The organism is Mucilaginibacter sp. 21P (assembly GCF_019331605.1).
Lineage (GTDB): Bacteria > Bacteroidota > Bacteroidia > Sphingobacteriales > Sphingobacteriaceae > Mucilaginibacter > Mucilaginibacter achroorhodeus.
In genome coordinates, this window is record NZ_CP063061.1 from 3,952,371 (window position 1) to 3,976,612 (window position 24,242).

20 protein-coding genes are annotated in these 24,242 nt (G+C 43.7%); 8 read left to right on the forward strand and 12 right to left on the reverse strand.

Annotated elements, in window-relative coordinates; all coding sequences use genetic code 11:
• Positions 1–38 precede the first annotated feature (38 nt).
• Complete coding sequence (locus tag INP83_RS17585) at positions 39–1,901, forward strand: PAS domain-containing sensor histidine kinase (protein WP_146270232.1); 1,863 nt, start codon at positions 39–41, stop codon at positions 1,899–1,901.
• On the opposite strand, the gene INP83_RS17590 is transcribed toward INP83_RS17585, so the two are convergent.
• The 3 genes from INP83_RS17590 to INP83_RS17600 all read right to left on the reverse strand — a co-directional run bounded on the left by INP83_RS17590 (position 1,890) and on the right by INP83_RS17600 (position 8,444).
• Positions 1,890–3,470, reverse strand: coding sequence for a glycosyltransferase family 39 protein (locus INP83_RS17590; protein WP_219125299.1), 1,581 nt, complete (start codon positions 3,468–3,470; stop codon positions 1,890–1,892). The two genes, INP83_RS17585 and INP83_RS17590, sit on opposite strands and share 12 nt — an antisense overlap.
• Positions 3,471–3,552: 82 nt before the next feature.
• Positions 3,553–5,571 (reverse strand): M13 family metallopeptidase, encoded by a 2,019-nt coding sequence (locus INP83_RS17595; RefSeq protein ID WP_219125300.1) that lies wholly within the window; start codon positions 5,569–5,571, stop codon positions 3,553–3,555.
• Positions 5,572–5,645: 74 nt separating this feature from the next.
• Complete coding sequence (locus tag INP83_RS17600) at positions 5,646–8,444, reverse strand: hypothetical protein (protein ID WP_219125301.1); 2,799 nt, start codon at positions 8,442–8,444, stop codon at positions 5,646–5,648.
• Between the two features lie 278 nt (positions 8,445–8,722).
• Here INP83_RS17600 and hscA point away from each other — a divergent pair, with 278 nt between their 5' ends.
• Complete coding sequence (gene hscA / locus INP83_RS17605; RefSeq protein WP_219125302.1) at positions 8,723–10,597, forward strand: Fe-S protein assembly chaperone HscA; 1,875 nt, start codon at positions 8,723–8,725, stop codon at positions 10,595–10,597.
• A 480-nt stretch (positions 10,598–11,077) separates the two neighbouring features.
• A complete protein-coding gene (locus tag INP83_RS17610; protein ID WP_219125303.1) occupies positions 11,078–12,064 on the forward strand; it encodes a hypothetical protein in 987 nt (328 codons plus the stop codon).
• Positions 12,065–12,109: 45 nt separating this feature from the next.
• Here the strand turns inward: INP83_RS17610 and INP83_RS17615 are convergent, their stop codons facing one another.
• Positions 12,110–12,400, reverse strand: coding sequence for a hypothetical protein (locus INP83_RS17615; protein WP_146270244.1), 291 nt, complete (start codon positions 12,398–12,400; stop codon positions 12,110–12,112).
• Positions 12,401–12,492: 92 nt separating this feature from the next.
• On the opposite strand from INP83_RS17615, the gene INP83_RS17620 reads away from it, so the two are divergent.
• Positions 12,493–13,641 (forward strand): lipopolysaccharide assembly protein LapB, encoded by a 1,149-nt coding sequence (locus INP83_RS17620; protein ID WP_219125304.1) that lies wholly within the window; start codon positions 12,493–12,495, stop codon positions 13,639–13,641.
• 3 nt (positions 13,642–13,644) lie between these two features.
• Here the strand turns inward: INP83_RS17620 and INP83_RS17625 are convergent, their stop codons facing one another.
• Together INP83_RS17625 and INP83_RS17630 are read right to left on the reverse strand one after the other, a co-directional pair.
• A complete protein-coding gene (locus tag INP83_RS17625; protein ID WP_219125305.1) occupies positions 13,645–14,229 on the reverse strand; it encodes a riboflavin synthase in 585 nt (194 codons plus the stop codon).
• 98 nt (positions 14,230–14,327) lie between these two features.
• Entirely contained in the window at positions 14,328–15,071 is a 744-nt protein-coding gene (locus INP83_RS17630) for a hypothetical protein (protein WP_219125306.1), read from the reverse strand.
• A gap of 219 nt (positions 15,072–15,290) precedes the next feature.
• Here INP83_RS17630 and INP83_RS17635 point away from each other — a divergent pair, with 219 nt between their 5' ends.
• Complete coding sequence (locus INP83_RS17635; RefSeq protein WP_219125307.1) at positions 15,291–15,749, forward strand: NUDIX domain-containing protein; 459 nt, start codon at positions 15,291–15,293, stop codon at positions 15,747–15,749.
• Here the strand turns inward: INP83_RS17635 and accC are convergent.
• The 3 genes from accC to INP83_RS17650 all read right to left on the reverse strand — a co-directional run bounded on the left by accC (position 15,744) and on the right by INP83_RS17650 (position 18,560).
• Positions 15,744–17,225, reverse strand: a complete 1,482-nt coding sequence (gene accC, locus INP83_RS17640; protein ID WP_219125308.1) for an acetyl-CoA carboxylase biotin carboxylase subunit — start codon at positions 17,223–17,225, stop codon at positions 15,744–15,746. The genes INP83_RS17635 and accC overlap by 6 nt on opposite strands.
• A 236-nt stretch (positions 17,226–17,461) precedes the next feature.
• Complete coding sequence (locus INP83_RS17645) at positions 17,462–17,956, reverse strand: NADH-quinone oxidoreductase subunit B (protein WP_146270256.1); 495 nt, start codon at positions 17,954–17,956, stop codon at positions 17,462–17,464.
• Positions 17,946–18,560: an NADH-quinone oxidoreductase subunit A gene (locus INP83_RS17650; RefSeq protein WP_219125309.1), complete on the reverse strand. Its 615-nt coding sequence runs from the start codon at positions 18,558–18,560 to the stop codon at positions 17,946–17,948. The genes INP83_RS17645 and INP83_RS17650 overlap by 11 nt, the downstream gene beginning before the upstream one ends.
• Between INP83_RS17650 and INP83_RS17655 the strand changes: the two genes are divergently transcribed.
• Entirely contained in the window at positions 18,559–19,773 is a 1,215-nt protein-coding gene (locus tag INP83_RS17655) for an NAD(P)/FAD-dependent oxidoreductase (RefSeq protein WP_219125310.1), read from the forward strand. The two genes, INP83_RS17650 and INP83_RS17655, sit on opposite strands and share 2 nt — an antisense overlap.
• 207 nt (positions 19,774–19,980) lie before the next feature.
• Here the strand turns inward: INP83_RS17655 and INP83_RS17660 are convergent, their stop codons facing one another.
• The 3 genes from INP83_RS17660 to INP83_RS17670 all read right to left on the reverse strand — a co-directional run bounded on the left by INP83_RS17660 (position 19,981) and on the right by INP83_RS17670 (position 21,857).
• Complete coding sequence (locus INP83_RS17660; RefSeq protein ID WP_219125311.1) at positions 19,981–20,358, reverse strand: VOC family protein; 378 nt, start codon at positions 20,356–20,358, stop codon at positions 19,981–19,983.
• Positions 20,359–20,424: 66 nt separating this feature from the next.
• Positions 20,425–20,940 (reverse strand): c-type cytochrome, encoded by a 516-nt coding sequence (locus INP83_RS17665; protein WP_146270264.1) that lies wholly within the window; start codon positions 20,938–20,940, stop codon positions 20,425–20,427.
• Positions 20,941–21,011: 71 nt separating this feature from the next.
• On the reverse strand, positions 21,012–21,857 hold the full coding sequence (locus tag INP83_RS17670) for an SDR family oxidoreductase (RefSeq protein ID WP_146270266.1): 846 nt from the start codon (positions 21,855–21,857) through the stop codon (positions 21,012–21,014).
• Between the two features lie 163 nt (positions 21,858–22,020).
• Between INP83_RS17670 and INP83_RS17675 the strand changes: the two genes are divergently transcribed.
• The gene (locus INP83_RS17675; protein WP_219125312.1) at positions 22,021–22,383 is read left to right on the forward strand and encodes a BlaI/MecI/CopY family transcriptional regulator; all 363 of its coding nucleotides are present in this window, start codon (positions 22,021–22,023) and stop codon (positions 22,381–22,383) included.
• Positions 22,384–22,389: 6 nt separating this feature from the next.
• Positions 22,390–24,228 (forward strand): M56 family metallopeptidase, encoded by a 1,839-nt coding sequence (locus INP83_RS17680; protein WP_219125313.1) that lies wholly within the window; start codon positions 22,390–22,392, stop codon positions 24,226–24,228.
• Positions 24,229–24,242: the final 14 nt, after the last annotated feature.

Sequence of the window (24,242 nt, forward strand, 5' to 3'; positions counted from 1 at the left end):
AGAATTTACAGTTACATTTACGTCCAAACTTACAGTAATTGAATATCACACAGGTTAAAGATCCCCAGGGCCTGCTGGCAATCATCAAAAATTTGCCCGGTAATTACCTCGTGGTTTTGCCAAATTATCCAACCTTTACCATTGTAGAAATTACCGAGGCTTACAATGAAGCCACTTACACTACCCGCGATGAGATCATCGGTAAGGGTATATTTGAGGTATTTCCTAATGTACCGGGTGACGAGTTAGCCGACGGTGAACAAAACTTGACGGCATCTTTTCAAAGAGTGATTGCAACGCTCTGCAAGGATGAAATGCCGGTGCAGCGCTACCCTGTAAGACTTCCTGATGATGGTGAATTTGTAGAACGTTTCTGGGTACCGGTGAACACACCGGTTGTGCTTGATGGTAAACTTGAATACATCATCCATTCCATAACTGATGTTACTGAAAGTAAACTCCTCAAATCACGAGAGCGGTATTTTAAGGCTCTGGCAGATGAATCGCCGTACATGATATGGCGTTCTGCAGGTGTATCTTGTATTTATGTTAACGATGCCTGGATGAAACTTACAGGCACCTCTCACGATGAAAATTTAGGGGCAGGCACCTTCAAGGCCATCCATCCTGATGATACTGATGAACAACGCAAATTATTTCATGATGCCGTTAAGAACAGTGGCTCGTACGAGACCAAGTTCCGTGTTATAGATAAGGCAAATGGCTTACATTGGCTATCCATGAAGGTGGTGCCGCTGCATATAGACGGTTCTCTGGTTGAGTTTGTTGCCAGCATGATCGACATTACCGAACAGGAAATTGCTGATCAACGAATAAGACAAAGTGAGATGCTATTGCGGCAGATGGCTGATGCCATTATTCAAATGGTTTGGGTAACAGATGCCAATGGTATGCACGAATATTATAACCAGCGCTGGTACGATTTTACTGGGACATCTTACGAGGAAAGCGAAGGTGAGGGCTGGAACCAGGTTTTTCACCCGGACGACCAGCAACGCGCCTGGAATACCTGGAGGCATTCGTTACAAACCGGGACGCCTTACGAGATTGAGTACCGCTTAAGAAAATACACCGGCGAATATATTTGGGTTTTAGGCAGGGCAGCACCTTATTTTGATGAGCATGGCAAGATCATTAAATGGTTTGGCACATGTACCGACATTAACGACCAGAAATTGCTGCAACAACAAAAAGACGATTTTATAAATATTGCCAGCCACGAGCTGAAAACGCCGCTAACAAGTTTATCTGCAAACATACAGGTTATAGAACGTGCGCTGTTGAAGGGGCAGTCTGACAATAGTTCACTTATCAAACTGGTAAATTCCTGCTTTAAAAACGTAAAGAAACTAAATAAGATCATCGCCGACCTGCTGGAAGCTAACAGCATTGGATTAGGACAATTATCCATCAATGCCTCTACTTTTGATGTCGTGCAATTGATACATGAGACGGCAGGCAACTTAAACATAGCAAACACCAAGGTAAATATCACCGGCGAAAGTGCCGCAATTGTTTATGCTGATACCGGCAAAATAGAACAAGTGATGATAAACCTTATCAATAATGCGCTTAAATATGCCAGCGAATCAAAAATGCTTACCATTGATGTAAACCGATCATTAACCGAAATGATCAAAGTGAGCATCACTGACCAGGGCAAGGGCATAGAAGAAGAGAAACTCAAGTTTTTATTTGACCGCTACTACCGAGCAGATGTAAGGAGTGCGCAATACTCAGGCATGGGCTTGGGTTTATATGTTTGCGCCAAAATTATCCACGGCCATGGCGGTGAAATTGGAGTTGATAGTAAGGTTGGCAAAGGCAGTACCTTTTGGTTTACGCTTCCACCGGGCCAAAGCAAAGCATTAATAAACTAAACGTTCAGCCGTCAATTTGATATCCTCAGAAATTAAAGGTTTGCGATCAGCTACAAATTTACTTTTATTAGTTCGGTAACGGTCTGTAAACCGACTGCTTGGCCCGCTAAGTAAATAGATATGCAATTGCGATGCACTGGCACAATCGTCTGTAATACCGTTAAATCTTGTAACCGCGTCAGCATACGAAGAAACTATCTTCAAGTTCTCCTGCGAGATATAGATGATTCGTGGAGGCAACGTAATTGGCGACCACTGCGCAAAGCTGTTTGCATCGGCTACCAGAATTAACGGCTTTTTACTGTAATAACAGATGGCACCTGCGGCGGCATAACTTTCTGTGTACACCACCGGAATACTTTCATGCCCGCCGCTCCGTCTTGCTGCTTTAATTACCTTAGTTGCCATATCCTGCCAGCTTAACATATCTGAAAAGTATTGCGGCAAAGGATGTATCCTACCATCCTCCCATACTAAGGGCTGGGTTATAGGGGTATAATTTTTCATCAAACCGATGTATTGTTTAGTCATTGGTAAAGGCAAGATCGGCAACACAACCGGTAAAGCTATCAAAGTAACAAGTGCCAGGCTACTTACCAATGAAATCTTTACAGCATTGGCGGCTTTCACCAGCATTTTCTCCCAACAAACCCCTCCTATCGCCATTAAGAAAGGGAACGCACCCATGATATAATAAAGTTTGCCATTAAGCAGATACAGCACAGGCAGCATAATTAAAAAACCATATCCCGCTACGCGATACTGTTTAATGCAATCTTTAGTAGTGAGCAGATACGCTACTCCGGCCAACCACACAGCCATTGCAGCGCCATGAAAAAATACCAGTTGGAAGATAAAATCGCCCAGGCTACTATAAATATGCCGATGTGTTACCACATTTAGATAATTAAATACCGGGAAGCCATGATTGATCTGCCAGGTAACATTTGGTAAAATGATAATGGTGATGATAGCTAAGCATACAAAAAAGTTTACCGGTTTTCTTAATTGTTTGATGCTTAAAATTAAAGGCAGAACAAAGAAGGCCAGATACAGCAATATTGAATACTTGTTTAACAAACCCAGGCCGGTACAAGCAGCAGCTAAATACAGGTACTTAGTATGTTTAGTTGCGTTGTAGCTTATAATGCAATAGGCAATAGCCGTCCAGAAAAACTGATCAAAAATGACAGGTTGCAGCAGATAAGTAGTTGCTGTGAAGGCTGGCGAACAAAGCACTGCCATACAGGCTGCTACAACTGCCGGCTTGCCGCCTCCAAGGCGTTCAGCCATTTTACCGGTTAGGATTAAAATTGCCGTGCCCGCCAGGCTCGGCAGTAATCGCCAGGCAAATAAGCTTTCGCCGAATAAGAAACCGGATAGCTTGACCATCCACACGATGAACGGACCGTTGTCGATGTACCCCCACTGCGGCTTGTTGCTGAGGGCCAGGTAATAAAGTTCATCAGCATGTAAGCCATAGTTACCGTTAGCCGCAAAATGCATTAACAGCTTCGCTAAGGCAAAGCAGATTATAACGAAGTTGATAGAATTGCGTTTGGTACCCATTACTTACAAATAAGTAACCAGCACAACATTTGATAGTTTTAAAGAACTTTTACTTAATCGTTAAAAATTTTGCATATATACCTTACCAGATCCTTACGCGGTCAGCAACCGGCTTGTAGTTTTTATCGCCCGGCTTTACATCAAAAGCTTTGTAAAACGGTTCAAAGTTCATCAGCGGACCATTTACACGCCACATGGCCGGGGAGTGTGGATTGGTATTAACGTAAGTGCGCAAGAAAGCATCCCTTGTTTTAACACGCCATATTCGGGCAATAGAGAGGAAAAAACGCTGATCTGGCGTAAAGCCGTCAATCTTTTCGTTACCCTTACCTTGCTCCGTCATTTTAAAGGCATCATAAGCTATGGCAACGCCGCCGTTATCCGCAGTATTTTCGCCCAAGGTTAGCAATCCTTTTACATGCACGGTATCCAACACTGTAAATGTGCTGTAAAGCTTGGCCAGTTGGCTGGTCTTCTCTTTAAATTTGCTTAGATCTTCTGCAGTCCACCAGTTCTTAACGTTGCCATCTTTGTCATATTGGGCACCCTGATCATCAAAGGCGTGGGTCATTTCATGGCCTATAACCATCCCTATGCCGCCATAATTAATGGCATCATCGGCAGCAAAATCAAAGTAAGGGTACTGTAGTATTCCTGCAGGGAAAACGATCTCATTAACCGGCGGATTGTAGTAAGCTGTTACAGTAGATGGCGTGGTTCCCCATTCGGTTTTATCAACAGGCTTGTTAAGCTTAGCCAATTCATATTGGTAATCGTTTTTGTTGAGCGACAGAAGATTTTCGAAAAACTTGTTCCTGCTGATCTGCACAGCATCATAATTGCGCCATTTATCAGGATAGCCTATCTTTTTGATAATAGTGTAAAGCTTCTCCTTGGCTTTTTGCTTGGTGCTGTCGCTCATCCAATCGAGATGATTAATGCGGTTCTCAAAAGATTTTTGGAGATTGTTAACCAGCGCCAGAACTCGTTTTTTCGCGTCTTCGTTAAAATATCGCTTAACATACAACTGTCCTAAAGCCATACCCAGGTGGCCGTCAACGTATGAGGTCATGATCTGCCTGCGTGGCTTTTGCGTGTCCTCACCGGATAGTGCCTTATTAAATGCAAAGGAGGCATCAATAAAAGGTTGGCTCAGACCATCGGCATAATTTTGTAAGGTAGACGATTTTAGGTAAAGCTTCCAATCAGCAAGGCTTACCGACTTAAGCATTGTGTTCAGTTTATCATAATAGCCCGGTTGGGCTACGTCAATTGAATCGACCTGAGAGCCTATGCTGCTTAGCATTGTTTTCCAGCCAATATTAGACTGTTTGCGGTCAATATCCGCCACTGCCATTTTGTTAAAGTTGGCGTTAACATCCCTTAGCTCAATATTGGTTTTGCTGCCTGCAGCTAACTGTTTCTCAATACCGTAAACGATATCCGCATTTTTTTGAGCTGTTGCCTTGCTGCTGCCTGTAAGCTGGAATAAGTTGCTGATGTAATTTTTATAAGCGCGCTGCACTTGCAGAATGGCCGAATCGGTTTTGTAATAGTACGTTTTCTCGGGCAAGCCTGTGCCTGCCTGGTAAACGTGTGCGATGTTAATGGAGCTGTTCTTGTTATCCGGCGATATGCCAAAACTTATTATCGATCTGTTGCCGTTGGTAAGTTCAGTAGCCAAAAATTTAAGCAAAGCTGAGGTGCTGTTAATGGCATTGATACGATTTAAAATAGGCTTCACCGGTTCATAACCTCTGCGGTTGATGGTAGCCATATCCATACCGGAAGCGTAAAAATCTCCCACTTTTTGCTCGATGCTTCCGGGTGTGTTCTTTGATTTTGATACGCTATCTAAAATATTCTGCAGTAAACGCTTCTGCGGAATATTCAGGAATGAATACGACCCTACCCCTGCCTGGTCTTTATCTATCTTAACGGTATCATACCATCGCCCATTTACATAGCGGAAAAAATTATCGCCCGGTTTAGTTGCAGGGTCTAATCCTGCCAGGTCAACATATTGCCTTTTTTGGGCATTGGTTAAGGTTGAGCAAGCTAAAAGCGATAGCGTGAAGCAAAGGGTATATAGTTTTTTCATAAAATGTAAGCGAATGCCTAAAGGTAGCAAATGCATAGGAACTGCAAAACACCATCGGGATTGCTTAGCTAAATTTAAAAGATGGTGACCGGCAGCACCAACTCTACCCTGTCCCTTCCGCTGCCGCCAAAGAAATCAGGATCGAGCAAACGACTGTACCTGATACCAAATGACACGGAACCCTGATTAAATATTTTTGTATCGAAGAACAACGCACCACCTACCGAACGGAAGTTACCTTCAAATCCGGCCCCGTTGGCAAATATATTGGCGGCACTGGCGTGGGTGTAATCAAAAAATACATTTCCGCGCAGACGCATCAGGTAAATAAGGTTACCAAAACCACCATCAGGATAAGCGATTGGGAAATGATAATTGACAGCCATGCGGTACATGTCATCAAGGCTCTCCGCAGAATATCCGTACGAGAAAGGAAAATCATTAGAAAAACCAACCGCATTATTTTGGCCTTTATGCTGGTAAGCGCCATTAAACACCAAGCTGTGATTTGTAGATATGCCGGGGAAATACAATGCGCCAACAGCAAGAAACTGTTTGGCATCCCTGCCAAAAACAGTCGTTTTATAATTAAGGTTGATGCTTTGCGCAAAGTGCGGATTTATTTGCTGCCTTGCCTGCTGTGTTTGGTTGCTAAAACCGATGCTGTTGCTTAGGTAAGTATAATAAGTGTCCTTAAACATGCTGCGAAATGCTTCGTGGAAAGTGTTACGACTGTAATTAACGCTGCTACCTACAGATAAACGGGTAAAGTGCCTGCCCTCGCTAAAATTGAAGGGCAAAGTAACCCCACCATTTAGTGATGTTTCGTTGTAATAAATGCTGTTGCCTTTATAAAACCCACGCCTGTCAACCGTGTAACTTCCACCTGCAGATAAGTATGGGAACAACCCGCCGTAAGTAGCCTGGTAACCAAATTGCTTATAGCCCTCATCCCGGTTGTAATTAAACAGAATGCTTGATTGAAAAGTGTTAAGAATATTTTGCCCGGCCAGCTCCAGCGAGTAATTAGGATCATTAAGCGTTGGGAAGATGCTGTGAAAGTTGAAAAGGTTATGCGCTTTGCTGTACTTTTTCTCTTCGAACTGCTGCGGTTTGGCATTGTCAACGAAATGACTTGCGCTATCCTGTTCAAGCGCCGCTATGCTCATATCAGATGGCTTAGTACTCAATTCTGCAGACTCAAGTTTAATGCTATCCAACCTAACCTGCTTTAGCTGATATCCGTTAGCCGTAAACGTGGTAAATGCGAGCTTAGAAGTAGATAAATTAGGCTGATAATATCCTATCAAACCTTTTGGCACACCGCTAATACTAAACGCTTGCCTGGTTTTGATATCAACGGCGAAAAGCTCATCATTTTTACCGTTGGTTCTGCTAAAATAAACGGTATCGCCTTTTACCTGCGGAAACGCAATGGGCCCGTAGCTGAATGGTAAAAGATAGGTATTGCTGCCTGTTTTAGTATCTATCAGCGCCAGGCTCATTTCGCCTTTGGTATTTCGCACTGCAGCGATGAGTTGATCTGTGCTGTAAAATTTAGGATAAGTATAAAACAGATGATCAGGATTTGGAATGGTGTTCAACAACCTCCCGCTTTGCGCATCGAGTACATGCAGTCTGCTCAATCCGGTTGCAGGGACATCTACCGCAACTATGGATTTATTATCGAAGCTGAATGATGGCGCAAAGTATTTGGTTTTTCGTGTGAGTAAGCGCTCCCTGCCCGTTGCTATATCCAAAACGCGGAGCTCGCCATAATTTCGGCAACCCCACCGCAGATCGGGCCGATAAGAGCTGTATATAATTTTACCGCCACTGTAATTGAAATAGCTATCATTGGTGACACTCTGTACAGCGATAGACCTTTCTTTACTACCCTCGCGGATAACAAATTTTGGCACATGGCTGTATGTATTACGCAGATAGATCAGCGTGGTATCGTTTACGTAAGCAGGATATTCCTCATCTGCAACAAAGTGTTTGCTTTTTAGCTTTACTCGTGCGTCATCTTTAAACTCCTCTTTAAAATAATCCAGCGCGCTGTTGCGATACACCGTATAATTTTGCCCCGAGTATTTTTTGATAGCTCCCTGCAAAGGATAAAAGACACCTTTAAAAGCTGCCGCATCATGCGTAACATTTTTCCAGAACACATCGCCATATTTTTCACGCCCATAAGCTACCATCATGTATCCTAAAGGATAATGGTTTGGCGTAAAATCCAGGTATGACCCATTGCGCAGCTTCATCCAACTGTAATCCTTCCCGGCAGCCCACAGCGACCGATAGCCGTTAAAGAAATAAGGCAACCTGCCCCTTCCCTGGTTGCTCACCAAGGTTTCGTTAAATACCGCATCACCTTCAAAAAACCAGTCGGGCACGGTCATGGCGTTACCTAAGGCCTGTCCTCCCTCACCAAACACAATCCTCAGCGCCCGCGAAAAACCTACATTAAAATTATTGTACTGCTGCACGTGTCTAAATTCATGTATGGCCAGTTGCTGCCACCAGGGCAAGCTGCCCACATCAAAACTATTTTGCGATGGCGTTAGGTAAAATTCGCTGCGGAAAGGCGCTAAGCCAACATAAGCGTTTGAAACAGTGGTTTGATTTTGCAGCACAATATTTACCTGCCTTTGTTTAAACCCGATGGTTGGTTTAATAAGGCTATTCATCTGTACAACTGTGGCCGCCACTTGCTGCGCGATGCTGTCCATACCCTGCGAAAATATGACCCTTGCGGCGGGTGTATTGATCTGTTTCCATTTGATTGATGGCGGGTTGCCGCCAAATTGCTGCGCTCTGGCAAACGTAGCAGTCAATATCAACAGGAGTATGAGCAAGCGCTTCATTGCCCTGAAAGTATGAAAATTGTTGGAATGGAAATTATCATAATCAAAAGAATTAATAGAAATCTAATAGCCGCAATATGTACGTCCCTTTTATCACCGCCGATATCATGAAAGTCTTACAAGCTTTTCCTCTTAGATTGCTTCGTTCCTCGTGATGACAATCTGAGTTTATTTATTCCTTAATTCTTTCAATTCGAGTTCAGACATCTTCAGACAATTAAATCCAAATGACACTCCTTGCCTTAAAACTAAGTACATTTGCCCAGTAAAATTTTACCATGGCTAAAGTTTCTATTAACCTGGCAACGGGTTCTATACAAAAAGAAGATATTATTGTAGGCATAGATCTGGGCACCACCAATTCGTTGGTGGCTTTTATTGATCCGGATAAAAACCCTCGCGTTATAAATGATGCCGGCAAGGGCGTGCTGGTACCATCGGTAGTCCATTTTGGCCCTACCGGTGATATAACTGTTGGCAACGAAGCCAAAGAGTTTTTGATCAGCGATCCGCAGAACACCATCTTCTCTGTTAAACGTTTACTTGGCCGTTCTTATGCCGATGTAAAGGACTACCAAAGCTTTTTTAGCTACAAGGTTATTGATGACGACACCGAGAGCCTGGTAAAGATAAAGGTAGGTGATAAATTTTATACACCTATCGAGCTATCCGGCCTGATACTTAAAGAACTGAAAGAACGTGCCGAGCACGCACTTAAAACAAACGTTACACGTGCGGTAATCACCGTTCCTGCATACTTTAACGATTCGCAGCGACAGGCTACCCGCGATGCAGGTAAACTGGCCGGACTTGACGTGTTACGCATTGTTAATGAACCTACTGCAGCAAGTTTAGCCTACGGTTTAGGCTTAAACCCCGAAGAAACTAAAACCATTGCCGTGTATGACCTTGGTGGCGGAACTTTCGATGTTTCTATCTTACAGATACAGAATGGCATTTTCGAGGTATTATCTACCAACGGTGATACTTTTTTGGGCGGGGATGATTTTGACCGTGCCATTGCCGATTACTGGATAGAGAAAAACAACATCGATAAAACTGAACTGGCAAACAACCGCGAATTAACACAAGCCCTTCGCTTAAAGGCTGAGGAAGCTAAAAAAGCGTTGTCGCACCAAAGCCTCTTTAACGAAAAGCTGGGCGAGATCTGGTGCACGCTTGACCGTGACACTTTTGAGAAACTCATACTACCTAAAGTACAACAGACCATTACCAGCTGCCAAAATGCGCTTAAAGATGCTAAACTCACCGTTGCTGATATTGACGAGGTGGTGATGGTAGGCGGCAGTACGCGTACGGATCTGGTAAAGAAAATGGTTTCAGATTTTTTTGGTCGTGATGTGCATAATGAGTTAAATCCTGATGAGGTTGTTGCACTTGGTGCGGCCGTACAAGCTGATGTTTTAGCAGGTAATCGCAGTGATATTTTGTTGCTGGATGTTACGCCACTTTCATTAGGAATTGAAACTATGGGCGGTTTGATGGACACCATTATTCCGCGCAACTCCAAGATCCCTACTAAGGCAGGCCGCCAATACACCACATCAAAAGACGGACAGGTGAACATGAAAATTGCCGTTTACCAGGGCGAGCGCGACCTGATCAAAGAGAACCGCAAACTTGCTGAGTTTGAATTGAAAGGTATCCCTGCCATGCCTGCGGGCTTCCCAAAGGTGGATATCAATTTTATCCTTAATGCCGATGGCATACTTAAAATACAGGCCATTGAACTGCGTAGTGGTGTAAAACAGGAAGTGGAAGTTAAACCGGCTTATGGTATTACTGACGATCTGGTTGAGCAAATGCTGATGGACAGCATTACAAATGCTAAAGATGATGTAAGCGCCCGTATGCTTATTGAAGCGAAAACCGAAGCGGATCAAATGATCTACACTGTTGAACGTTTCCTGGAGAAGAACGGGCAGCTTTTATCAGAACAAGAAACCACAGACACTAAACAATATACAGAAGCGCTAAAGGCAGCATTATCATCAGGTGATAAAGACCTTATCCACGCTAAAATTGATGAATTGAATAACCTTACTCGCCCATTTGCAGAGCGTGTTATGGATGTGGCTATTGCTACTGCTATGAAAGGTAAAAGTATTGAGGGTGAGGGAGATAACAATTAGTTTACCGAAGCAGTCTTTTAATATCAGTTCTTTGTTAAGAATGGTTATGCTTCATGATCTTAGGTGGATGTGACTTTTTTTTCTGCTTTCGCTTCTTCTTTCTGGCAAGTATTGCTATGCCTTGCCAACGCACAAGCCACCATTGTTCTGCCCGCTTTCGCGCGAAGCTTTTTTGCTGACAAGGAGAAAATAAAAGTAATGAAGTAGGATATTAATATCGCAACGAACCTAACTCATGCGGCCTTCGCAAAAGGCGGTAAGCACAGGCATTGCTTTAGCAGAAACTTGAAAGAATTTTGCGGCAGCCGCGAGTTTTCTTTTTGGTACTTTTTCTTTTGCGGAAAAAGAAAAAGTACATCCACTGACAATCGATTAAGTACTTCCATCACTAACGAAGAAGTAATTGAAAACGTTTTCTCATAAAGCTTAAACTCCCCAGATTAAAATGCTTTATTTGTAGCAATCTATAAACTAACACACTTGAAAAACACATTAAAATTTGCTTTAGCGATCTGCTGCGCATCATTATCCTTTACAGCATCAGCACAAACCACACAGCCCGATAGCACCCTAAAAGCTGCAAAACTCGACACCGCCCGTTATGATTCATTGATGATGCATTTGGCCAACGGCGATAAAACCGGTAAATGGCCTGTGAAGAACGCACCTTACCCTAAACCGGGGGCAATCCTGCCATTTTACCGGGTGGTTGCTTACTACGGCAATATGTATTCTAAAAATATGGGAGTTTTGGGCCAGTATGAGCCATCAGTAATGCGTGACAAACTCAAAGCCGAGATAAAGAACTGGGAAGCTGCCGATCCTGAAATTCCTGTTAAGCCCGCCCTTCACTATATATGTGTAACCGCCCAGGCTGATGCCGGTTCAAACGGACTGCACAATTTACGTATGCCTTTTAGCCAGATAGACAAGGTTATTGAAATGGCTAAGCCGCTTAATGCTTTGGTTTTTTTGGATATACAGGTAGGATACAGCACCGTGCAAAAAGAACTGCCATTGTTAGAGAAGTATCTCAAAATGCCCAATGTGCATTTCGGCATCGATCCTGAATTTTCAATGAAAGAGGGTAGCGTACCGGGTAAGCGAATAGGCACCTTTGATGCTAATGATATTAACTTTGTAAGCAAATACCTAAGCAAGCTTTGCGACAAGTACAATCTGCCACCTAAAATATTTGTAGTACACCGTTTCACTAAACGTATGGTAACCAACTATAAAGACATCAAATTGGACAAAAACATACAATTTGTAATGGATATGGATGGCTGGGGCGGCCCGGAGCTGAAGAAAGGGACTTACAAATATTACGTTGCAGGCGAACCTGTGCAGTTTACAGGCTTTAAGCTTTTCTATAAGAACGACATTAAGAAAGTCCCTAACAAGATGATGACTCCTAAAGAGGTGCTAAGCTTAAAGCCCTCTCCTATTTACATACAATACCAATAGATGGGTAAACAAAAAATCCCCCGCCGGTTGGCGGGGGATTTTTTATTATATCTGCTTTAACGCTTCTTGTTCTTTTAGCGCCGCGATATTATTTTTGTCGCTAAACTCATCTGTTTGGCTTGCAAAATCATCTAATATGCTTGCGATAGTATCAAGGTTGTCTGAAACACGCTGATGCATATCAGGCAGGTCTTTTTCAAGGCGTTTGTTACCAAGGTCTATATTATCCACCTCTATTTTGGTGATTTTTTGGATCAACGCCTGGTTACTGTTTTTAAGATCTTCTAACTCGTTAACGATCTTCTCCATCAACTCAAATTTTTTCAGCTTATCCATAAGTATCTTAATTTATATAAATTCTTATAGCCAAAACAGTGCCAGTTGAAAATAAATTTGGTTTCAATCTATATAACTAATAAATTAGTTATATGAAATACATCACCGGCCTATCACTCCTTTTATGCTTAAATTTAAGCGCATCAGCACAATCTATTACAAAAGTAGACGATGCCCTACTTTTAGATTACTACCAAAATCAACGCTTCGCCGAAGCTGCCGATTACCTGAAACAAAGTTATGGTGAGCCGGTGCAAAGTGTAAGGGCTTTAGGTCAGTTGGCGTACACTTCAAACATGGCAGGCAGGCTTGCTGATGCAGAAAAATACTACCAGCGTATTTACGATATTGATTCAACCAACACCGGCGTCTTGATCAGCCTGGGCAACATCAATCTTCGCCGAGGCAATAACACCAAAGCGGAGATCTATTACAAACGGATAGTGGCTCGTGATACAAGCAATTTTATGGCTTATAAGCAACTTGCCAAGCTAAGTGGCGACAGGAATGATATACCCGGCCAGATTGCCTACCTGCAAAGGGCAAACCTGCTCAACCCTACCGAACCCGATGTGGCATCAGACCTTACCGATCTTTATATAAGCCTGAAACTTCTCGCCCAGGCAGAGAAGGTATTGACCAAGGCTATCAGCGATGATCCTGAAAATATCATCCTGATGAACAGTTTACTTAAGCTACAGTATAACCAAAAGAAATGGCCTGACGTTATAGCATTGGCAAACAAACTGATAGGAAGTGGCGACAGCAGTGGGCCTGTGTTATCAAAACTGGGGGTTGCTTATTACAATACAAAAAATTACGAATGTGCTTTGTCTGCACTCTTGTCAATAGATAAGATCTCACAAAACGAATCATCATATTACTTTACAGCCCTGGCTTACAAAGCTGTTAAAGACCAGCCAATGGCAATCAAATTCCTCGACCTGGCATTACAGGATGGCATCACCCCTAACGCAGGTGCATACTACGGAGAGATAGCAGATAGTAACGAGAAATTAAAACATTACAAAAAGGCAGTACTTGCATACCAGAAAAGCCTGCAATTTGCAGAAGAGCCAATGATATATTACTCGCTGGCGAACGTATATGACACTTACTTAAAAGACAAAAAAAGCGCTGTAAAATATTATCGTAAATACCTTGCCGGTAAGCCGCCGATAGCCAAACAGCAGGCTTACATCGATTACAGCAAAAGCAGAATCGCAACCTTAGGGCAATAATACTTAGCGCTGCATCAGCCTTGCCACATATTTGCCTATAATATCGAACTCAAGGTTTACCACAGAACCCTCGCGTACGTTGTGCAGGTTGGTATGCTCGTAAGTGTAAGGTATAATGGCAACAGAAAACTCGCGCGGGCCTGAATTGACTACCGTTAAACTAATTCCATTAACGCAGATAGATCCCTTTTCTACGGTTACATTGCCAACGCCGGGGTCATAGCTAAAGGTGTATTCCCAACTGCCATCTAATTCGGTGTAACGGGTACAAACAGCGGTTTGGTCAACATGGCCTTGCACGATGTGCCCATCCAAACGGGCATTCATTTGCATGCAGCGTTCAAGATTTATAGGTTCACCAACTTTTAGGTGAGATAGGTTTGTTTTATTTAAGGTCTCCTCTATAGCAGTAACCGTATGCGTGTTATCAGTTAAAGCCACTACCGTTAAACAAACACCGTTATGCGCAACAGATTGGTCTATCTTAAGCTCATTGGCTATTGATGATTCAACTGTAATGTGAAGATTTCCGCCTTCGGTGCGCAGATCGGCAACCTTTCCTAAAGTCTCAATGATTCCGGTAAACATGTTTCAAAAGTAATGAATTTGCATATCCTGTTTGTAAACCGAGGCTCATAAAAAAAGCGGACTTAAAGGTCCGCTTTCCTATTTTTTAGAAAAATATCTTAGTTGATAGTAATATCTATGCTTTGGCCATTGTAAGTAACCTTTGCTTTATGGTTACCTAAGTAAGTGATAGTACCCGCAAAGCTAAACTCACGGCCTGCATTGTTACCTTTAGATACATACTCAGCCACGCCGGCAGTGATATCAAATGGTCTTGAAGTAGCATCTATAACCAAGCCTTTAAGGTTATAGGTGTTGGTTTGAACCATCACCTCGCCATCCTTACGGGTGGTAAAGTTATAAGTAGAATTTTGTGAACCATCTACCTGCATTTTGGTATATGCATCAGCTAATGATTTAAGGGTATAAAATTCTTTTACGGTGTTTTTGTAATTGCTCAAATATGGGCTAAAACCGCTGTTTACGTATTCGCCGGTGTAGGTATAACCGTTAGGCTGATTGTTTTGGCAGCTGATCACAAATTTATTTGAACCAACCATAACATCCTTAATAGAATCGCCTTTGGTATAAGTGTTGTTGAATGGCTGCTCAATAAACTGGCCACAAGTAAGATCATTTACTTTTTTGCCGTTAACTACGCTGTTGGTTTTTGGTAAGCCGGAATAGTTGTTGCCGCTGGCAACTGTGGCTGCTAAAGAGTTGGTAAGGTTAACAGCAATTTGGGTAGCGATAGCCTTGTTGTTGTCGCTGTCAGTTTTAGTGGTTGTCTCTTTTGTACAAGCTGAATAAAGGAAAACCGTTAGGGCTGTGAAGGTTAAGGTTGCGAGCGATTTGAATTTCATATACTTTAAGTATTTAGGTTTCTTTACTTTAATGCCACAAAAATAATTCATTTTTAAACATTTAGCTTATAAATTTTCACTTTACCGACACTAAATAAATATTGAAGAAAAAGCAAAACGATGCTTTAATTTACATTAAAGCGATTTGAATTATCTTAATAATTAAATCAAAACTGAATAATAAACCCAGCGTTATCAGCTTATAAATTCTGTAAATAAATGAAGCAAAGCGCCGGTCTGCTGCTTTATCGCACTGTTGAAAATAGAACGCAGGTTTTCCTGGTACATCCCGGCGGGCCATTCTTTGCCAAAAAAGATGATGGCTCGTGGTCTATCCCCAAAGGAGAATTTGATGATGACGAAGATGCCCTTGCAGCAGCAAAGCGGGAGTTTGAAGAAGAGACCGGCAAAGCTATTGATGGCAACTTCACGAAACTGCAACCTATCAGGCAAAAAAGCGGCAAAACAGTACACGCATGGGCCGTTGAAGCTGACATTGACCACACCAGCATCGTTAGCAACACTTTTGAAATAGAATGGCCACCCCGGTCAGGTAAGCGCAAAACCTTTCCGGAGATAGACCGTGCCGGGTGGTTTACGATAAACGAGGCTAAAGTGAAACTTATACCTGCACAAGTAAAACTTGTTGAAGAGTTGGCAACTATGCTATTGTTATAGCGCCCTTCTGTTCTTCACCCAGTTACTTTCGGCAACAACAGCAGTTTCTGCAACTACCACTTTTTTGGTGTTTAGCAGGCGTTCCATTAGCAGGGCCGCAATCTCTGCTTCATCGGTATTTTCAGTATCAAGTACCTCTGGGGTGAAAAACTTTTTAACGAAATGTGTATCAAAGTTACCCGAAATAAATGCCTCATGTTGCATTACAAACTTACCGAATGGTAGCGTGGTAGTTATGCCTGTTATGACATACTCGTCAATAGCCCTTACCATACGGTCGATAGCTTCTTTACGGTCTTTACCATAAGTGATCAGTTTGGCTATCATGGGGTCGTAATAGATGGGTATCTCCATACCTTGCTCAAAGCCATCATCTACCCTTACACCGGGGCCCTGAGGCGTAACATAGGTTTGCAAGGTACCAATATCAGGCAGGAAGTTATTTGCCGGGTCTTCGGCATATACGCGGAGTTCCATTGCGTGGCCTTTAATTTCCAGATCTTCCTGTTTAAAGCTGATGGCATGACCGCGGGCAATGTTTATCTGTTCCTTCACCAGGTCGATGCCGGTAATAAACTCTGTTACAGGGTGCTCTACCTGCAGGCGGGTATTCATCTCCAGGAAATAGAAATTGAGCTTATCATCCATAATAAACTCCACTGTGCCGGCGCCGGTGTAATTAACCGACCTTGCAACATCCACCGCGCAACGGCCCATAGCTTCGCGGATCTCCGGCGTTAAAACGGATGACGGGGCCTCTTCTACCACCTTTTGGTGGCGGCGCTGCACAGAGCAATCGCGCTCAAATAAGTGTACAATGTTACCGTGGTTGTCCCCTAATACCTGTATCTCGATGTGGCGCGGAGACGATACATACCTTTCTATAAAAACAGACCCATCGCCGAAGGCTGAGGTAGCCTCCGATACGGCCAGGTTCATTTGTTCTTCAAAATCGGCTGCACTTTCTACAATGCGCATGCCTTTACCGCCACCACCGGCAGCAGCTTTGATGAGGATGGGGAAACCTACCTCCACCGCACGTTGCTTGGCTTCGGCAATATCGGTTATGGCTTCTTCGGTGCCGGGCACCATGGGGATATTGTATTTTAATGCAGCAGCCTTGGCTGACAGCTTGTTACCCATCACTTCCATAGCCTCCGGCGATGGGCCGATGAGGGTTAGACCGGCTTCGCGTACCAGGCGGGCAAAGGCGGCATTTTCGCTCAGGAAACCGTAACCGGGATGTATGCCCTCCGCGCCGGTTTGCTTGCAGGCCTCGATGATCTTGGCGCCTACCAGGTAAGACTGATTGGATGGCGGCGGACCGATACAAACGGCCTCATCTGCGTAACGCACGTGTAGCGCATCACGGTCGGCTTCAGAATAAACAGCTACGGTTTTAATGCCCATTTCACGGGCGGAACGCATTACCCGCAGCGCAATTTCGCCGCGGTTGGCTACCAATATCTTTTGCATACTTAACAAATGTAGTTAAAGTAAATGCAGATAGAAACCTACTTTGTTATTAAATCAATACTGCGCAGTTAGTAGGTACAATGCCCTTACTTTGCCTTACAATGGGGCCGGTTTTTAGAGAGAAACTTTTGGGTGTCCAGCAAAAAGCCGTTATTAATGGGTGTTCACGTTCACGCCATGAACATCTGTGAACACCGTGAACGCTTATGAACGCTGACAAGAAAATGTCAGTAAATTTAAATTGCCGCAGGGCCGGCTACAATATGTTCTTTCTGGATCTTCTTCTGCAGCTCCAGTATGGCGCCGATAAGTGCCTCGGGGCGGGGCGGGCAGCCTTGTACGTAAACATCCACGGGGATCACCTTATCTACGCCTTTTACCACATGGTAACCGTGCTGCCAGTATGGGCCGCCGCAGTTAGAGCATGATCCCATCGATATCACATACTTCGGATCGGGCATTTGCTCGTATAAGCGTTTGATACGCTCGGCCATTTTAAAAGTAACCGTACCGGCAATAATGATCACATCTGATTGCCGTGCTGATGGCCTCGGAAATACCCCAAACCGGTCGAGGTCATAGGTTGATGCCATGGCGCCCATCATTTCTATGGCGCAGCAGGCAATACCAAAACTCATGGGCCATAACGATGATAGCCTTGCCCAATTGAGCAGGTCATCCAGTTTAGTGACCATTATGCCACCGTTCTCGCTTGTGGTATCAGGCATCATTGGCCGGCTTTTTAAAAGTTGGTTTAAACATAGGTTTGCGTGGCTCAGCAGTTGCCGTAGCGGCTGCCGGTTTAGGCTCTGATGCAGTGACAGGCACAAACTCAGCATTAAAATCACGTACCGTGAACCGGCCTTGCAGCGCATTAACCTGCTCGTATAAATTACGCGGTATTTTTGTTGTACTGCGCGGAACGTTCAGTTTCGGTTTTATCCAGTTAAGGTCGCCTTTAACCCACACGTAAGCCAGGCCAAGTATCAAAATGCCCAGGAAGATAAACATCTCTGTAAGCGAGATCCATCCCCAGCGGCTGTCGGCAGCAATCAGTTGCTTATCCCCAAAAACGGTTGCCCACGGGAAAACAAACACCATCTCTACATCAAACAACAGGAAAACCAGGGCAATTACATAAAAGCGGGAATTGAATGGCAGCCAGGCGTTACCTGTTGGCGCCTCGCCACATTCATAGGTACTTAGCTTCTCGGGGTTGGGGTTACGCGGCGCTAATAAGCGGTTTACAAAGAATAAACCACCTATGGCAACGGTACCTGTAATTAAAAAGATAAGTATCTTTCCAAATTCTGATATTTGCGCAACACCACCCATGACGGCAAATTTAACAAAACAAACCCATTTTGAAGCTATAATAATTGGCGGCGGCGCTTGCGGATTGATGTGTGCTGTGCAGGCCGGCTTTTTGGGCAAACGCACACTGGTACTTGAAAAGAACGATCGTGTAGGTGCCAAAATACTTATCAGCGGTGGCGGCAGGTGCAACTACACCAACCTACATACCACGCATAAGCAATTCATATCCAACAATGAGCATTTCAGCAGATCTGCGCTTGCACAATGGACGGTTGACGATACCATTTCATTTTTTGAAACCTATGGCATTGAGGGTAAGGAAAAAACGTTAGGTCAATTATTCCCGGCTACCAATAAGGCTAAAGACATTGTTGAGATGCTCACCGGTTTATGTAACGATCTGGACCAGCAGATACAGTGCAATACCGAGGTTACAGCAGTACGCCAAACATCAGAAGGTTTTGAGGTAGATACTTTGTATCACAATAGGCAGGAAACATTATTCGCCACTAAAGTGGTTATTGCCAGCGGCGGGCTGCCTATCCAGAAATTAGGCGCATCAGATTTTGGATTGCGCGTAGCGCGAGGTTTTGGGATGAAGGTTACAGCAACCTCCCCTGCACTGGTACCGCTCACTATAACCGGCAAAGACCAGCCCTGGTATGAGCAACTATCCGGTAACAGTATATTTTGCCGGGTTTGGAACGATAGGGCAAGTTTTGAGGAGAACATCCTGTTTACCCACTGGGGACTAAGCGGACCGGCTATCCTGCAGATATCATCCTACTGGAAACCCGGCGAGTTGATATACATTGACATGCTGCCCGGACAAGACATTGCCGAACTAATTACGACCGAACGCGAGCAGAACGGCAAAAAAACCCTGCTGAATTACCTGGCAGGGCTGTTCACAAAAAAGTTTGCCGATGCCTTAAGCGGGCATTTACCGGTAAATAAAAACCTGGCTTCGTTATCAAAAACCGATCTGGAGAATATCAGTAACTTGATACATGAGTTTAAGGTTAAACCTGCAGGGACCAAAGGCTATGATAAAGCCGAGGTAATGACGGGCGGGGTTGACACCGATGAGCTATCATCAAAAACGCTTGAGGCAAAAAAAATCCCCGGCCTGTTTTTCGGCGGGGAATGCGTTGATGTTACGGGCTGGCTGGGCGGCTACAACTTTCAATGGGCATGGGCAAGCGGGTTCGTTATTGCGCAGAGCATATAAAGGATCAGGTATCAGTCAATTCTTTCCGGTAGACGGGTGTTATCACTCAGCCAACTCACCCCGACATATCCGCCAGTTGGCGGATTGTCGACCCTCTCTACGCAAGCGTAAAGAGGGTGTTAAAAAAAATCACTTCTTACCCTCTTTGCTGCTTGCAGCAGAGAGGGTGGTCGAGCGTAGCGTAGACCGGGTGAGTCAATATTGTTATCAGCCCAGATCTTCCCAAAGTTCAATGGCGTTGCCTTCAGGGTCAAGTATATGTACAAACTTGCCGTAATCATAAGAAGCTATCTCATCAACCACAGTAACGCCATCTTTTTTTAATTGCTCAACCAACGCTTCCAGGTTCTCTACCCGGTAGTTGATCATAAAATCTTTCTTTGATGGCTCAAAGTATTTAGTATCATCCTTAAAAGGCGACCATACCGTTGTGCCTTCCTTTTCAGGATCATCGGCATCGCGCCATTTAAACATGGTGCCGTACTGCTCCACCGGCAGGCCCAGGTTTTGGGCATACCATTCGTTCATCAATTTTGGGTCGCGGCATTTAAAAAAGATGCCGCCGATACCTGTTACTTTTTTCATGATATTTTAACTGTGATATTAATAAAAAAGCACCTGCAAATGCAGGTGCCCGGTTTATGCTTTTATTTATTTTCCACTTGCTGGTGCGCCCGCAGGTGGCGTTGGTGGCGGCGGCGGAGGTGTTCCTGTCGGTGCTTGGCCTTCGGGGCGTTGTGCCCGTGGCAGTTCTGATGCCCTGATGATCTCCGGGTGCGAAACACCACGGTGGCAACTGTAGCAATTTACATTGCTCTCTACCACCATACCTGTACTATCTTTTTTTGAGTGGAAATATTTTTTGTTGATGGCCTGCGTCATTTTATACATCTCGCGCGCCATTTGCTTTTCGGGCTTGGCATCGCTGGCAAAGTCCATCTTTTTGGTCTCCTCATTACGCTCATGGCAAAAACTGCAACGTGCGCCTAAGGCATGCTCCCACTCTTCCATGGTTTTGTGCATTTCCTCGCCGGTGATATTTTTTGGCAGTACCTTAAGATTTTTAAATTTTGGCTCGTCGGCTTTTTGGGTTGCAGGAGACATTGCCATAAACAATACGCCTGATGAAAGGCCAATCACAGCAAGCAGTTTTTTGTTCAAATTCATGGTTGTGGGTTTAAACGTCTAATTTAATCATTAAAATCACACTGACAATAGTGTGACAATCTTTTTACAACTTAAACCAAATGCGTGCCAACCATTTCCATGCTGATGTCCCATAGTTGTTGCCTGCCCTTTTCATCTACAGCTTTTGCAGATGGATTTACCGGTCGGCTGTCTTTAAAATACTGCCCGCTTTTTGAATCGATGCGCTGGGCTGTTGCCAGGTAGATAGTGGTTAAAGCACCTGTTTCGGCATTGATCATGAACGGCCTTGCAAGCCACAGCAAAAATTTACCAAAACCGCTTATACCAACACCAAATGAGGTGTTAACCAGGCCGGGGTGCAAAGCAAAAGAACTGATGCCCTTAGTGCCATATTTGGTAGCTAAAGAGCGGGTGAAGTATATGTTAAAAAGTTTTGCGTTACCGTAGGCCTTCCAGGGTGAGTAAGGGCGGCTGCGCCATTCCAGATCATTAAACTTCACATCTGTGTACCGATGGGCTTCTGAACTTACGTTGATGATACGTGCCTGCCCCCGTTCTAACAAAGGCATTAAACATTGTACCAACAGAAAATGCCCAAGGTGGTTTACGGCGAAGGTCATCTCGTGGCCATCGGCACTTTCCTCACGTGTGCCGAAGATACCGCCGGCGTTGTTGATCAATATGTTAATTCCAAGCAAACTGCTGCGTAAAACATCAGCAGCATTGCGCACGCTCTCTAAATTTGCCAGATCGCATTCAACTACGTAAATGTTTTTATTTTTTGATGCTGAAATAATTTCATTCTTTACCTCTTCACCTTTTTCGAGGTTGCGTACCAGCATGTAAATAGCGTGGTCTTTTTTTGCAAGTGCAAGAGCAGTTTCGCGACCTATACCTGATGTGGCGCCGGTGATAACAGTGGTAATAAAAGGCATTTTTAATCAAATTAATTAGTAACCAAATATAAGTGTTTCGCTTACATAGGCAAACATAACTACCGCATAATAAGGCAGTGAGGATTATGTGCCTTTGTTAAATATTGTTAAAAAGATTTGCATTATTACGAAGTGGTCGTATATTTACGAAAAACTCGTAGAAATGGAAAAACTATCTCCCCAGGAAGAGGAAGCGATGCAAGCCATCTGGCAAATTGGCAAAGGCTTTATCAAAGATTTTTTAGAGCAGATCAACGACCCTCGTCCGCCATACACCACGTTGGCCTCAACCGTAAAAAACCTGGAGCGTAAAGGTTTTGTGACCGGTGAAAAGTTAGGTAACTCGTACCGCTACTCACCCGCCATTGCCGAAGAAGAATATAAAAAGCGCTTTATGAATGGCTTTGTGAGCGATTACTTTAAAAACTCATATAAAGACCTGGTTACCTTTTTCGCGAAGGATAAAAAAATAAGTGCAAGCGATCTGCAGGAGATAATCAACCTGATTGAAAAACCAAAAAAATAAACCGCCATGCCTGCTTTAATAATATTTCTGTTTAAGGTTAACGTTGCGCTGATTTTGTTTTGCGCCGTTTATTATTTGGTATTGCGCCCGCTAACCTTTTATTCACTTAACCGTGCGTACCTGGTAGCCGCCATCATCTTTGCTTCGGTTTATCCATACATTGATCTTACAGCATTTGCAGAACGCCACAGCAAATTAGCAAAACCTGTGCAGGTGGTAATTTATAACTGGCAAATGCCTGCCCGGGAAATTCTTGATAAGCCTGATTACTGGCAATGGGCTACCGTGCTGTTTTGGGTCGGCGTAGTTATTTTAGGTATACGGTTTATTATGCAGCTTTTTTCGCTGTACATGCTTTACCGCAATTCAATACCGCAGCGAATAAACAACCACGATGTAAGGGTCATCAGCGGCGAAGCTGCGCCCTTCTCTTTCTGGAAAAGCATTTACATCAACCCGGCCAACCACTCCAGCCAGGACCTTGATGCCATTTTGCAGCACGAGCAGATACACGTGAACGGCTGGCATACAGTGGACATTTTACTGGCCGAGATAAGCTGCGTATTCTACTGGTTTAACCCCGGTATATGGCTGATGAAAAAGGCAGTACGCGAGAACATTGAATTTATAACCGACCGCAAAGTATTGAATGATGGTGCAGACAGCAAACGCTATCAGTACAGCCTGGTGAACGTAAGCTTCAATAATACCACGCCCGGCATTGTGAACCACTTTAATCTATCAACCATTAAAAAACGCATAATTATGATGAACGCAAAAAGATCTTCTAAAGCTAACCTAACCCGTTATGCATTTGTAATACCCGTGGTGGTTTGCTCGCTGCTGGTATTTACCATATCAAAAGCTGATGTAGCTAAACCGCTAACCATAAAGCTGACCAATGCCATTAAACCGATGACGACTGCTATAAAAGAAGCTGCGAAAGATGCGGGGATCACTTTTACTGATACAGTGCCTGCCAAAAAGTTTGTTACTAAACTTGATACAGGCAATCGTAAAGTAACGCAAGTTTACCTGATGAAAAGCGATACGGTAAAAAAGGCGAAGTTCACGATCACTCTCGATAATAAGAACAGCCTTGATTCAGCGGACATTATTGTCGATGATAAAAAAATAAGTAAAGAAGAGTTTTCAAAGCTCGATCCTAATTCAATAGCACATGTCACTGTTTTTAAAGGATCAGATGCTAAATTTTACAGTGAAAAATTCGGCTCAGATAGTAAAAAACCAGTTATTGTTATTGATACAAAAAACTCTGAATTCGGCAAACAGATGGCGCAGGGAGTTGGCACGATCACCATCAACGGCGTTGCTAAAGACCCCACAAAATTAACTGTTAAAGAAAAAGAACTTATCGCCAGGATGCCACCAACAAAAGGTGTAGTTTCTAATATTGTTATCACGCAGGCAGGAAGCGCCGCATTAGCTAATAAAGGAGATCAGGTCATTATCGATGGGAAACCTGCAAAAAATACAATTATGATAAGGTTAGATAGCGCCAAATACAAGGCGGAGGGTACTGCAAAAACAAGCGATGTCCTTATATTGAATGATAAACCTTCAACTTTTGGCTTGCAAGGAGCCGTGGGCGTGCAAAATTATCCGGCAACTATCACCCTCCGCAATAGTTTTGATAAAATATCAGATAAGGTGATTGTGATAGATGGTAAAGTTGCCAGTGAAAAGGAAATGAAAAAACTATCGGCTTATGATATTGACAGCATGAGCATATCACGCGGTAACTCTTCAGAAGCGATAGAGAAATATGGCGATAAAGCGAAGAACGGCATCGTTTATATCACTACCAAGAAAGGTAAAAATTAATAGTAAGTTTAGTT